Origin of the sequence: Arthrobacter ipis (assembly GCF_014694315.1) — a bacterium.
Taxonomy (GTDB): domain Bacteria; phylum Actinomycetota; class Actinomycetes; order Actinomycetales; family Micrococcaceae; genus Arthrobacter; species Arthrobacter ipis.
In genome coordinates this window covers 974,686-987,181 of sequence record NZ_JAAOXD010000003.1, presented here as the reverse complement: position 1 = coordinate 987,181, position 12,496 = coordinate 974,686, and the positions used below count along the sequence as shown (strand labels likewise).

Genomic DNA, 12,496 nt, shown 5'->3' with positions numbered 1-12,496 from the left:
CTTGCATTTATCCGGAAGAAAAAACTGAGTAGTGCGGAAAAAGTACTTATATACCCGCCCCTGAGGGGGCTGTTACGTTCAAACGGCAGGAACACCCGGTGCCAGTACGACGCCGGGCGTCCGGACCAGCGGAAACGTCCCGGGAGCCTGTGGCTGAATTTCTAGCCGTGCCATCCGCGGGAGGGTTAATTCCGCCCGCTGGGGCCAGCAATTCGTCCGGCCATTGGGCCGGGAAAATTTACGGCCGGGTGATGTGGTTCGGTTGAATTGGGCCGGTCATTCGGAAGACGAGCGAGCAATGCAGAGGTGAACAATGGGGGCTGGAGATGCAGCATTCGAACGGACGAGGCTCGCCTCCGAACGGATCGCGCGGCTGAAGCGCGACCTCGCCCCCAGCGGCGGGGGCCCGGTTGAGGGCGCGAGCTTCGGTCCTGCTGGCCAGTTTGGAGCGGGCAAGGCCGGAGTGGTTCCTGTTGGATCCGGCCTTGTTGGTGCCGGTTCTGTCGGTGCGGAGCAAAGCAGCCACCTGGTGGCCGAACGGCTTGCCGAGCTGGGGCCCTACGGCTGGTTCCTCCTTCACGACGTTCATTGGCCCGGCCGCCCGCTGGCCCGGCTGGAGCACGTGCTGGTGGGACCCGGCGGTGTGGTGGTGGTCAGCGTCAAGAACTGGTCCGGCCACATCGACGTCGTGGATGGCGCGCTCCTCCAAAACGGTCATGACCGGTTCCCGGCGGTGGAGACGTCGCTGGCGCAGGCAGCCGCGGTGGCCGCGGTCCTGCCGGCGCCGTGGCGGAGGCTGGTCCGCTCGCTGATCTGCCTGACAGCCCAGCCGGAACTGCGGGGCACCACCGGGTCGGGCATCGACGTGCGGGGGATCGACGGCCTGGCGGCCGCCGTGACAGGCCTGCCGGACGTGCTGGATGCGCCTTCGGTCCTGCGGCTCTACGCACAACTCGGGCAACTTCTAACCCGTCCGCAGGTGCCGGAGGCCGGCCCTGTCCGGAACCCTGCGTACCGCCCAGCCAGGGGCCCGGCCACAGGCCGCCCGAGCACCAAGGGAACGGATGACGCGAACACGTCCGGGGCAGCGCTCCGGCGTCCGGCCCACAAGCGTCCCGCCCCACCGCACTACCGGTATGGCCGGGATCAGCGGCCGGGTACCGTGCTTCGGGTGGTGGGACGGTCGCTCGTCGCGGGTCTCGTATCAGCTGCACTGCTGGCGCCGCCCCTGTGGCTGTTGTGGGAGCTGCTCCCCAAGTAAGGGCGGCCAGTGCCCTGATCAGATGCCCCCGGCATAAATGGCCGGGGACGGCGGTAGTGTTCTGTTGAGGACAGAATGAGGGGATTTCCATGACAGAGCAGCGTCCCGGAACCGGCGACGAGCCGAAACCGGACACCCACCAGCAACCGCCGTACGGTCAACAGCAGGGTTCGGACATTCCGGCCCCGCCGTTGTACAACCCGCCGCTGTATTCCCCGCCCGGCCAGCAGTTTGGCGGGCAGCACGCTGACGCGGGCACCGGCGGTGCCTACGGCCAGCCGGTGAGCCCCTACGGCCAGCACTACGGGCAACAATATGGCCAGCAGTACAATCAGCAGTATTCCAGCCCGTACGGCCAGCCGTCGTACTACGGTGCAGCGCCCCAGCCGAAGGGTCTCAGCATTGCGAGTCTGTGCTGCGGCATTGCCGTCTATTTAGGCTTCGGGGTCTTCATCCTGCCGCAGCTGGCCGCCGTGATCCTGGGCCACATGGCGCTGCGGCGTGAACCGTCAGGCCGCGGCTTCGCCATTGCCGGCCTGGTGATGGGGTATCTCGGCCTCGTCCTGACGGTCCTCGCGATTGTGGGGCTGGCCATCCTGGCGAGCGTCGCAAGCACGTCCAGCACTATCTGAAGCCCAGCACTACCTGAAGCCCAGCACGATCTGAACGAAGCCCAGCGCGATCTGAACGAAGCCCAGCACGATCTGACCGTAGGCCGTGATCTGGCCAGGCTAGCGTGTCAGTGCTGCCGTCAGCCTTGCCTCGTTGTCCTCGAGCCACTGCCGGCGGCGGCTGATCACTTCGCCAACTCCGTCGCGCCACATGCGTGCCCAGCCTCCTCCGAGGTTCCGGGCGTTATGCTCCATGCGTTCGAGCGAGAGCTCCGCGGCCTCCGCTCCGAACTGTGGAAGCCGCCGTCGTTCTTCCGGTGTCCAGCCGTAGGCGTCAGCGAAAATCCTGAGCCGCCGGAAGGGGTCCGCCATTTCCCAGCCGGCCCACGCATCGGCCGGATCCCGCAACGGAACCCAGTGCATGGCAGTGTTGTAGGAATCCTTATAGGTGGTGCTGAGTCCGGCGAGGTCGAAGTCGATGAGTCCTGCGGCGGGGCCCCCGCGGACCACAACGTTCTGCGGGGTTACATCGAGATGGCAGACCAGCGTGCCCGGGTCCTGCCTGACCGGCCGTGGCGGGAACGGATGCCTGGACGGGGTATATCCTGCGGACGTCTGATGCAGCCGGCGGAGGAAGCAGGCCACGGAGCGCAGCAGATCCTCTGACTGCGCCCACTGTTCAGGCACGGCGCCGGCACATGTGCCCGGAAGGAACGTGAGCACGTCACGGCCCGCGCTGTCCCGGCCGAGGAATCGGGGCGATCCCTCGAAGCCGGCGTCCTCCAGCCAGTCCAGGTAATCCGCCGCGGCATAGCTTTGCGGCTGGTGCGGCCGGCGCACCGTTCCGCCAACCCGCACCACGCCGTCGGTGACGTCGCCTGCCGGCAGGAGTTCGACGTCGCTCTCCTCGCCGGGGGCAGGAATGTAGATGCGGTTCTCGGCAGGGAGGCGCGTTCCAGGATCCACCCGGCAAGCGTACGCCCGGGCAAGAGGAACCCGAGGAGGCGCTCAGAACCCCAGCTGGGCCGCAACCTGCAGGAGAAGCGCCTCCGAGCCGGGCCGGCCGATCAGTTGGATGCCCATCGGCAGTCCGGCTCCAGGGCTGCCCCCGGTCCAGTGCACGGGAATGCTGACGGCCGGAAGGCCGCACACATTGACCATGGATGACCATGGTGCGAACTCGCACTGCCTGCGGTAGTCGCCGTCGGCGTCGCCTGCCCATTCCGACGCCGGCCAGCGGCCGTCCCCGTGGCCCGACCCGGTGAACCAGCCCACCGGGCGCGGTGTCTGGGCCAGGGCAGGCGTCAGGATCAGGTCCCAGGCTGAGTACTGCGCCAGGGTGTCGCGCGCGAATTGCCGCAGGAACGCCAGGCATTCGTTGAGCTTGGCGGCGCTCCGCTGCTGCGCGCGCCGCCGGAACGTGCGCGTCAGCGGCGTCAGCAGGGCCTCGCGGTGCGGCGCAATCCGGGCCGCACCCACTCCTGCCGTCCAGGCGGTGGTGAACGCGTCGGGGTAACGGTTGTCGTACCGGATCTCAGCCTCGGCGACGTCGTGCCCGGCCGCGGTGAGCAGCCGGACGCCGGCGTCCAGCGCGTCCAGTGCCTCCGGGTCAGGGGTAAACGGGAAAATTCCGGCCCAGGGGCTGTCCAGGCTGACGCCGATCCGCAGCGGAGCGGGCGCGCGGCCTACGGCGTCCAAATAGTTGGCGCCGTTGGAGGCCAGGACGTCCAGCAGCAATGCGGCATCGCCCGCAGAGCGCGCAAGCGGTCCGGCCACCACCAGTCCGGCGGGGTCCCCGCTGCTTTCACCCGCAGGGACCACGCCCCTGCCGGGTTTCAGGCCCAGCAGGCCGCATGCCGCCGCCGGGATTCGGATAGATCCTCCGCCGTCGGTTCCGGGTGCGAACGGCACCAGTCCCGCCGCCACGGCAGCGGCGCTGCCGCCGGACGAACCCCCCGAGCTCCTGCTCAGGGCATGGGGATTGCGCGACGGCGGTGCGATGCGGTTTTCGCTGTAGGCCGTCAGCCCGAATTCGGGAACCTGCGTCTTGCCGAGGGAGATTGCACCGGCGCCCCTGAGGGTTGCGGCGAGGGCGCCGTCGGCCGGGGCCGGACGGCGGTCCAGCGCTGCGCTGCCGTGGGTGGTGACCACACCGGCAACATCCGTGAGGTCCTTGAAGGCGACCGGGATCCCGTGCAGGGGCGGGAGCGGCTGGTCCGGGTGACGCCGGGCGAACAGAGCGTCTGCGGCGGCGGCCTCGGCCATCGCCCTCGGCCCGGTGACGGTGATGAAGGCCCCCAGCCTCGGGTTCGATTCCTCGATCCGCGCCAGGAAATGCGCCGTGACTTCGCGGGCGGAGACCTCCCCGGAACGCAGGGCGGCCCGCAGTTGCACTGCCGGCAGTCGATGGATGTCAGCGAGGCGGTGTGGGGCGGACACTGTGCTCCTTTGCGGCGGCTCGCGGGCTTCGGACCAGCGTAACCTGTGCCGGCCGAAGGGTACGGGGTGCTGCGCTGGCGATACGCTGGAGCTGAAAGCTTGAGGCCAAGGAGAGGACTCCCATGAGCGACTTCGATACCGTCACCGTGACGGACGTCCCCGCGGATGCCACCATCCTGGACGTGCGGGAGGACTACGAATGGGCGGCCGGGCACGCTGAGGGCGCCCTGCACATCCCCCTGGACCAGCTGCCCGGCAAGCTGGACGACCTCGATCCGGACGAGGATCTGTACGTCATCTGCCGCACCGGCGGGCGTTCCTTCCGCGCAGCCCAGTGGCTGGTGGGCCAGGGGTATACGGCGGTCAACGTGGCCGGCGGGATGGACCAGTGGCTGGAATCCGGCAAGCCGCTGGTGTCCGACAACGGCCTCAAGCCCGTGGTTCTGTAGGCCACTTCGCCGTCGCTCTGCCCTTCCCATACCCGCAAAGGAATACCATGCCCGCCCGCCGTACCTACACCTTCCTCGGCCCCGAGGGCACGTTCACGGAGGCGGCGCTCCTGCAGGTTCCGGATGCGGCCGAAGCCGTGCGCATCCCGTCCTCCAACGTCAACGCGGCGCTGGACCGTGTGCGTGACGGGTCGGCCGATGCGGCGATGGTGCCCATCGAGAACTCGGTGGAGGGCGGCGTCACGGCCACCCTGGATGCCATTGCCACCGGGCAGGAGCTCCGAATCATCCGTGAGGCCCTCGTGCCCATCAGCTTCGTGCTGGTGGCGCGGCCCGGCGTCGAGCTTTCCCGGATCCGCCGGATCTCCACGCACGGGCACGCCTGGGCTCAGTGCCGGCTGTGGGTAGACGAACATATTCCCGGCGCAGAATACATTCCGGGTTCTTCTACGGCCGCCGCTGCGATGGGCCTGCTGGAGGATGATGGGCACTATGACGCCGCCATCTGCGCGCCGATTGTCGCCGCCGAGCAGCCCGGACTCAGCGTGGTGGCCCAGAACATCGGTGACAATCCCGGCGCCGTGACCCGGTTCATCCTGGTCGGCCGTCCGGGCGTCCTGCCGGCCCGGACCGGCGCGGACAAGACAACGGTCGTGGTGCCCCTTCCCGAGGACCGGCCGGGCGCGCTGATGGAAATCCTGGACCAGTTCGCCACCCGGGGCGTTAACCTGAGCCGCATTGAGTCCAGGCCCACTGGGCAGTACCTGGGGCACTACTTCTTCAGCATCGACGCCGACGGCCACGTAGGCGATGCGCGGGTGGCCGACGCCCTCGCCGGCCTGCACCGCATCAGCCCCGCCACGCGGTTCCTCGGTTCCTACGGCCGTGCCGATGCGCAGGCGGCCATAGTGCCCGAGCACACGTCCGACGAGGCATTCCGGGCAGCGCATGATTGGGTCAAAGGGATACTCGGTGGCGGATCCCTGGGTTCGGAGTTGCCGGTGGAAGCTTCGCCTTCAGCGTAGATAAATGCCCCGCGGGGCACTTCCCTGCAAATGTTGCTGTGCGTATGCTTGCATGATCAACAAAGGGATGGCCCCAGCGAAAGGAGCGGGTCATGTCGGACAAGAATGACAATGACGGCCAGGGAATGATTGTCAACCCAAAGCCCACAGCTGAGAACCAGGACTGGGACGGGGATGAGGCCGATCGTGCGGACCGCCTGCGTTTCGAAGAGGAGCAGGCCATGATCCGCGAACAGTCCGAGGCCCGGGCAGCCGCTAAGGCCGCTGCCGAGTCCGCAAAGCACGCAGGCACCGCGCAGTCAGCCTAGGGGCGCGTCCCCAGGCGCGCGGTTTCTTCCCTGACCCGCACCAGCAGCGATCCCGGCTCCACCTGGACCGTTACCTTCGTGGCGTCCCCCGACGTGTCGCCGTCGAGCTGGGTGGGCATGGGTTCCGGGCACCTGATGACCACCTTGCCGGAACGGTACATGCTCATGACGGGCAGATGCCGCTTGTGCTTGAACAGGATCTTGGCGTACATCGCCAGCCAGCCCAAGGCGCTGCGGGGGCTCATGACCACCACGTCCAGCATCCCGTCGTCGATCATGGCCTGCGGGATGAAATCGATGCCGCCCGGCACCAGGCCGCAATTGGCAAAAAGGACGCTGCGGATCTTCCTCGACTGGTCAGGCTGGTCATCCAGCGAGATGGCTACCTTCTTCCTGCGCCCGGGAAGATGGCGGACTCCTGCTTCCGTGTAGGCAAGCCAGCCGACGGCGCGCTTGAGGCCATCGTTCGTGTCACCCACAACCTCGGCGTCCATGCCGATGCCGGCCATGACGAGGAACGAGTGGCTCGAGGAGTGGCCGGTGAGCGAGTTCTCGATTTCCATCCGCGCAGTGTCGATGAACCGCTGGTGGCCGAACAGCGCTGTCTGGATGTTGCCGTACAGGTCGTAGACGTTCAGGTCCACGTTGCGGGCCAGCAGGTTGCCGGTGCCGAGGGGGATCAGGCCCATGGCCACCCCGGTGTGCGCAAGGGCCTCAGCTGCCACGCGCACTGTACCGTCGCCGCCGCCCACAAGAACGACGTCGGCCCCGTACTCCAGCGCCGCCCGGACCTGCGAGTGGCCCGGGTCCTCTACAGTCGTTTCGAAGAACCGCGGCTCCTCCCAGCCGGCAGTCAGGCAGGCGCGCTGGATGGTGGCGCGGGCTTCATCGGCCTTGGCTTTGATGGGGTTGAGGATGACGGCGACGCGCTGGCGTTCCAGGCCGTGTTCGTGGGCCGCCTCCCGCACGGCGCTGCGGACATGCAGGGCCTTCAGCCTGCGCACGCCCCACCAACTGGAGACGGCGAAGGCCAGCGCTGCAGCGATCAAGACGTAAAGAAGCAGGTCGCTCATGGTGCTCCAACACTATCCCGCCCGGAGTGTCCCGCAGATTCGATACCCTTGTCTGGTGATCGACGTAAAAGACCTCAGCGAAAATCCGGACAAGTTCCGCGCCAGCCAGCGCGCCCGCGGTGCGGACGAAACCCTGGTGGACGCGATCATCGACGCAGACGCCGCCCGCCGCACAGCGCTGATCAGCTTTGAGAACCTCCGCGCCGAGCAGAACGTGTTCGGCAAGAAGGTGGCTCAGGCCAAGGGCGAGGAAAAGCAGGCGCTGCTAGCCGAGGTCCGCGAACTTGCGGGTGCGGTGAAGGCCGCCTCGGCCGAGGCCGACGCAGCACAGGCCAAGCAGGAAGAACTGCTGCGCACCATCCCCAACCTCATTGAAAACGGCGTGCCGTCAGGGGGCGAGGACGACTACGTTGTGGTCAAGACCGTGGGCGCGCCGCGCGAATTCCCTGACTTCGAGCCCCGCGACCACCTCGAAATCGGCGAGCTGATCGGCGCGATCGATATGGAGCGCGGCGCGAAGGTCTCCGGGGCACGCTTCTACTTCCTCCGCGGCGTGGGCGCCCGGCTGGAAATGGCCTTGCTGCAGATGGCCATGGAACAGGCGATCGAGGCAGGCTTCATCCCCATGATCACCCCCACCCTCGTCCGCCCCGAGACAATGCAGGGCACCGGATTCGACGTAAAGCACGACGCCGAGATCTACCGTCTCGCCGAGGACGACCTTTACCTGGTGGGCACCTCGGAGGTGCCCCTCGCCGGATACCACGCGGACGAGATCCTTGACCTCTCCGCCGGCCCCATCCGCTTCGCCGGCCAAAGCTCCTGCTACCGCCGCGAGGCCGGTTCGCACGGCAAGGACACCCGCGGGATCATCCGCGTCCACCAGTTCAACAAGGTGGAGATGTTCATCTACACCACGGTGGAAGAAGCCGCGGCCGAACACGAGCGCCTGCTGGCCTGGGAAGAGCAGATGCTGGCCAAGTGCGAGCTTCCGTACCGCGTGATCGACACCGCCGCCGGCGACCTCGGCATGTCCGCGGCCCGCAAGTTCGACTGCGAAGCATGGGTCCCCACGCAGGGCGCGTACCGCGAGCTGACGTCCACGTCCAACTGCACCACGTTCCAGGCGCGCCGCCTGAACATCCGTGAGCGCGTGTTCACCGAGGACGGCAGCCCCAAGGGCACCCGTGCTGTGGCCACACTCAACGGCACGCTGGCAACCACGCGCTGGATCGTGGCCCTCCTGGAGCACCACCAGAACGCCGACGGCTCGGTCAACGTGCCTACGGCCCTGCAGAAGTACCTCGGCGGCCTTGAGGTTCTCCCCGTTCTTTAGGAGCCGGTTCTCTAAGCGGAAGTCCGCCTGGCGGGTAAATACTCACACCGGGACAACCTGTGAGTATTTACCCGCTGTTCACACGCTGCTGTGCTCTGCGTCCTAGCTGGTGTCAGGGGCACCTGCTCTACTAGGAAGCATGACTACATTGACTGAATCCTCAGCCGCCGGCATCGAAGACCGGCGAGAAGCACAACAGAAACTCATGATCGCCCTGGACGTGGACGGCACCCTGGTAGACCACGACGGCCACATGTCCGCTCCGGTCCGCGACGCCGCACAGGCTGTGGTGGCGGCCGGGCACGAGGTCATGATCGCCACCGGACGCTCGCTTAACGCGACCCTTCCCATCCTCGAACAGATCGGCCTGGACCGCGGTTACGCTGTCTGCTGCAACGGCGGCGTGACGCTGCGCCTGGACCCCGGACTGCCGAGCGGCTACGACATCATCCACAAGGCCACCTTTGATCCTGGCCCGGCGCTTCGCGCCCTCCGCAAGCGCCTGCCGGCGGCGAAATATGCGCTGGAGGACGAGGACGGGAACTTCCTCTCCACCGAGCGCTTCCAGGACGCGAGCTTCGGTGTCGAGGCCATCGGCGTGGACTTCCAAACCATGCTCGAGGCCACGGCCGTCCGCGTCGTCGTCTTCAGTGCGGAGAACACGCCGGAGGAGTTCAACGAAGCCATCGAGCATATCGGCCTTGCCGGTGTGACCTACTCGGTGGGCTGGACCGCGTGGCTGGATATCGCGGCTGCCGGAGTCACCAAGGCCAGCGCGCTGGAGAATCTCCGCAGCCGCCTTGGCGTCGATCCGGCCGCGACGGTTGCCATCGGCGACGGCCGAAACGACATCGAGATGCTCACCTGGGCGGGCCGCGGGGTGGCCATGGGCCAGGCTCCGGAGGAAGTGGTCGCCGCGGCGGACGAGGTCACCAAGTCGGTATACGACGACGGCGCCGCCCACGTGCTGCGCAGCCTTTTGTAACAGGCGGCTTTAGTTGTAGCTGGCGGCTCTACCGCACGTCGAGGATCATCGAGAGGAGCCTTGCCGCTGCCGGCCGGGCTGCGTGCTCCTCGTTCCACTGCGACCTCGCCACAGCCTTGCTGACAGCCTGGGACGTAATGCCGAGTTCGGCGGCGACAGTCTTCTGCTGGCCGCGCACCCCCGGGGTCATCAGGTCAAGCACGCGCCACTCGGCCTCGCTCCTGTCCCGGACTATGTGGCCCAGCAGGCGGAGCACCGACTCGGATTCCGCCGCGACGTCCGTCAGGGGACCCTCCACGGCCACGGGGATGCGCTCTTTGCTGTTGTGGAGGCGGTCCACGGCGCGGCGGGCGTAGATGAGGCCGTGCCCGCTGGCGTCCTTGATCTGGTTCGGCAGCGGCTCATTCACCGGGCCCACGCCGATCCCCACGTACCAGCTCCCGCAGCGGAGTGCGATCAGGGCGGCATCCACCGCCTGGTGCGGGCAATCCACGATGCCCTGCACCTCGTCCTCCACGGAGCGGTCGAAGTCCAGTCGCGCCGGGATATGCCGCAGGTCCTTGAGGAGATGCGGGACCCGGTCGCCGTCGCGCCGGCTGTCTGTTTGATTGATAGTCAGCGTGAACATGGTGGACATCAGACTACCCGGTGGCCCCGTCGAGGCAAGCTGGGAGCCGACGGGACGTTACGGATCTCACGCAAACAACGACGGCGGCCGGTACCGTTCGTTTGGAACAGTACCGGCCGCCTCCCCACCGCCGCCTAACCTTGCTTCGCTCGGCCAGGGAACCCTGGCGGCATGGGCCCAGGTTTTGATGGAACGTTAGTGTGCTGCGGGCACGTAACGCTTGATGGAAGCCTCAAGTTCGGCTTCGGCAGCAGCGCGGTCGGCCCAGCCTTCGGCCCTGACCCACTTGCCGGGTTCCAGGTCCTTGTAGCGGGTGAAGAAGTGCTCGATTTCCTTGATCAGGAATTCGTTGACGTCGCTGACTTCCTGAATGTGGTCGAACCGCGGGTCGGCCGGAACGCAGAGGACCTTGGCATCTCCGCCGCCGTCGTCCGTCATGTTGAAGACGCCGATCGGACGGGCCTCGACGATGACGCCCGGGTGCAGATCGAAGTCCTGCAGGAGCACCAGTGCGTCCAGCGGGTCGCCGTCTTCGCCGAGGGTGTTCTCGAAGAAGCCGTAGTGGGTGGGGTACTGCATGGAAGTGAAGAGGACACGGTCCAGGCGGACTCGGCCGGTCTCGTGGTCGACTTCGTACTTGACGCGCGATCCCTTGGGGATCTCGATGGTCACGTCATGCTTCATGGAATGCTCCTCGGCGATTGCTTGGTGTTCGCGGCACACGCGATGATCAACCAAAAATGGACCGTCGGTGCCGCCGACTACTATTGAGGATATAGCGAGAGGCCCAGGTTTCAGGAACTAATGGGGTAATTTCAGGACTTTGAGGACCAGCAGCATGAGCGGCACCAGGGGCACGGCGAGCGGCCGCGGCAGGCTTTCCACAGTGGTCCGGAGCTGGCCCACACTCCTGATCACGGTACTCCTCCTGGCGCTGGCCATTCCCGCAGGGCTGCTCATTGCGCCCGCGCTCACCGGCCCGGCCCGGTCGACGGCCCAGCCTGCCCAGACCCCCGCCTGGCAGCTGGTCCCGAAACGCCTGTCCGTGCCGAAAGGGATCGATCCGCTCAGCACCGCCGCTCCGGTGCCGGTTCCCGCCGATGTTGCTGCCCGGCTGGACCCCGTCCTCAAGACCGACGGCGGCGGCTCCTTCACGGCCGTGGTCCAGGACGCCGCCACCGGCAAGGTCCTCTATGACCGGGAAGGCGCCGCCAACAGGATCCCGGCCTCCAACATGAAGCTCCTCACCGCCGTGGCCGCTTTGCGGGGGATCGGCCCCGAGGAACGGTTCAGCACAAAGGTGGTCGCCGAACCGGTTGCAGCGGCAACGTCGGCTGCTGCCGCCACGAGATCCGTGGTGCTGGTGGGCGGCGGCGACGTCCTGCTCGGTGCCGGCGAATCCGCCGAGGACAAAGTCATGGGGCATGCCGGGCTCGGCACGCTGGCCAAACTGACTGTGGACTCACTGCGGAAGGGCGGCTTCAAAGGACAGGTCCAGGTGCTTGTGGATGATTCCCTCTTCACCGGGCCTGCGCTGAACCCGGCCTGGAGCGCGGATGACGTTGCCGCCGGCGAGACGGCCCCGCTGTTTCCGCTCGCCCTGAATTCGGCACGGTTTGATCCTGCAGACACCACGTCACCCCGGCCGCAGGACGCCGCCATCTCCGCCGGGGAGGCGTTCGCCGCCGGCCTCAAAGCGGCCGGGGCGGCCGCGGGCCTCACGGTGGCACCCGCCGTCGTACGTCTTGACGGAAAGCCGACGGCGGACGCCAAAGTCCTCGCCGAAGAGCAGTCCGCGACGGTCAGCCAGCAGGTGGACCTCATGCTCCAGACTTCAGATAACTACCTCGCCGAAACCCTTGGCCGCATGACCGCGGTGGCAGACGGCCAGCCTGCGACCATCGAGTCGGCCAAGGCCGCCGTACTGGGCCAGCTCTCCGGCCTGGGCATTCCCACGGAAGGGATGGTCGCCGCCGATGTTTCCGGCCTGGCCCTCGCCAACCAAGTATCCGCCCGCCAGTTCTCTGAAGTGGTGCGTGCCATCACCAACGGCAAGGACACCCGGCTCAGGGCCGCGCTGGCGGGGTTCCCCGTGGCGGGGCTGACAGGCACGCTCGGGGACAGATACATCGACGAGTCCACGGCCGAGGGCGCCGGCCTGGTGCGGGCCAAAACGGGAACCCTGAACACGGTGATCGCGCTGAGCGGGTACGTGGTGGACGCCGACGGGCGGCTCCTGGTGTTCTCCTTCATCGGCAACGGCCTGACGCCGGGAGCCGAAGGCAACAAACCGGCCCTGGACACGGCGGCCACAGCGCTGGCCGGCTGCGGCTGCAGCTAGTTCGCCGGTCAGCGAACTTAAGGCGCGCTGACGGGCGGGT

12 protein-coding genes and 1 pseudogene are annotated in these 12,496 nt (G+C 67.3%); 8 read left to right on the top strand and 5 right to left on the bottom strand.

What is annotated here, in order from left to right:
• Positions 1 to 313 precede the first annotated feature (313 nt).
• Positions 314 to 1,261, top strand: a complete 948-nt coding sequence (locus G9E11_RS11560) for an NERD domain-containing protein (protein ID WP_190605693.1) — start codon at positions 314 to 316, stop codon at positions 1,259 to 1,261.
• Between the two features lie 89 nt (positions 1,262 to 1,350).
• The gene (locus G9E11_RS11555; protein WP_190605691.1) at positions 1,351 to 1,893 is read left to right on the top strand and encodes a DUF4190 domain-containing protein; all 543 of its coding nucleotides are present in this window, start codon (positions 1,351 to 1,353) and stop codon (positions 1,891 to 1,893) included.
• 99 nt (positions 1,894 to 1,992) lie between these two features.
• Here G9E11_RS11555 and G9E11_RS21500 read toward each other — a convergent pair whose 3' ends face one another.
• Entirely contained in the window at positions 1,993 to 2,838 is an 846-nt protein-coding gene (locus G9E11_RS21500; protein WP_190605689.1) for a phosphotransferase, read from the bottom strand.
• Between the two features lie 42 nt (positions 2,839 to 2,880).
• Positions 2,881 to 4,311, bottom strand: a complete 1,431-nt coding sequence (locus G9E11_RS11545; RefSeq protein ID WP_190605687.1) for an amidase — start codon at positions 4,309 to 4,311, stop codon at positions 2,881 to 2,883.
• Positions 4,312 to 4,433: 122 nt separating this feature from the next.
• Between G9E11_RS11545 and G9E11_RS11540 the strand changes: the two genes are divergently transcribed.
• The 3 genes from G9E11_RS11540 to G9E11_RS11530 all read left to right on the top strand — a co-directional run bounded on the left by G9E11_RS11540 (position 4,434) and on the right by G9E11_RS11530 (position 6,093).
• Positions 4,434 to 4,760: a rhodanese-like domain-containing protein gene (locus G9E11_RS11540; RefSeq protein WP_190605685.1), complete on the top strand. Its 327-nt coding sequence runs from the start codon at positions 4,434 to 4,436 to the stop codon at positions 4,758 to 4,760.
• 47 nt (positions 4,761 to 4,807) lie between these two features.
• On the top strand, positions 4,808 to 5,785 hold the full coding sequence (pheA, locus tag G9E11_RS11535; protein WP_190605682.1) for a prephenate dehydratase: 978 nt from the start codon (positions 4,808 to 4,810) through the stop codon (positions 5,783 to 5,785).
• Positions 5,786 to 5,877: 92 nt separating this feature from the next.
• Positions 5,878 to 6,093 (top strand): hypothetical protein, encoded by a 216-nt coding sequence (locus G9E11_RS11530; protein ID WP_190605680.1) that lies wholly within the window; start codon positions 5,878 to 5,880, stop codon positions 6,091 to 6,093.
• A gap of 50 nt (positions 6,094 to 6,143) precedes the next feature.
• Here G9E11_RS11530 and G9E11_RS11525 read toward each other — a convergent pair.
• Positions 6,144 to 7,166 (bottom strand): annotated as a pseudogene (locus tag G9E11_RS11525) (diacylglycerol/lipid kinase family protein); the annotation flags it as partial.
• Between the two features lie 55 nt (positions 7,167 to 7,221).
• On the opposite strand from G9E11_RS11525, the gene serS reads away from it, so the two are divergent.
• Both serS and G9E11_RS11515 read left to right on the top strand, forming a co-directional pair.
• Positions 7,222 to 8,502 (top strand): serine--tRNA ligase, encoded by a 1,281-nt coding sequence (gene serS / locus G9E11_RS11520; RefSeq protein ID WP_190605676.1) that lies wholly within the window; start codon positions 7,222 to 7,224, stop codon positions 8,500 to 8,502.
• Between the two features lie 139 nt (positions 8,503 to 8,641).
• A complete protein-coding gene (locus tag G9E11_RS11515; RefSeq protein ID WP_190605674.1) occupies positions 8,642 to 9,487 on the top strand; it encodes an HAD family hydrolase in 846 nt (281 codons plus the stop codon).
• A 28-nt stretch (positions 9,488 to 9,515) separates the two neighbouring features.
• Here G9E11_RS11515 and G9E11_RS11510 read toward each other — a convergent pair whose 3' ends face one another.
• The gene (locus tag G9E11_RS11510) at positions 9,516 to 10,115 is read right to left on the bottom strand and encodes a hypothetical protein (RefSeq protein WP_190605672.1); all 600 of its coding nucleotides are present in this window, start codon (positions 10,113 to 10,115) and stop codon (positions 9,516 to 9,518) included.
• A 195-nt stretch (positions 10,116 to 10,310) separates the two neighbouring features.
• Positions 10,311 to 10,799 carry an inorganic diphosphatase gene (locus G9E11_RS11505; protein WP_190605671.1) on the bottom strand — a complete coding sequence of 163 codons (489 nt, stop codon included), beginning with the start codon at positions 10,797 to 10,799 and terminating at the stop codon, positions 10,311 to 10,313.
• Between the two features lie 154 nt (positions 10,800 to 10,953).
• On the opposite strand from G9E11_RS11505, the gene dacB reads away from it, so the two are divergent.
• Complete coding sequence (gene dacB / locus G9E11_RS11500) at positions 10,954 to 12,456, top strand: D-alanyl-D-alanine carboxypeptidase/D-alanyl-D-alanine endopeptidase (protein ID WP_190605669.1); 1,503 nt, start codon at positions 10,954 to 10,956, stop codon at positions 12,454 to 12,456.
• The last annotated feature ends 40 nt before the right edge of the window (positions 12,457 to 12,496 follow it).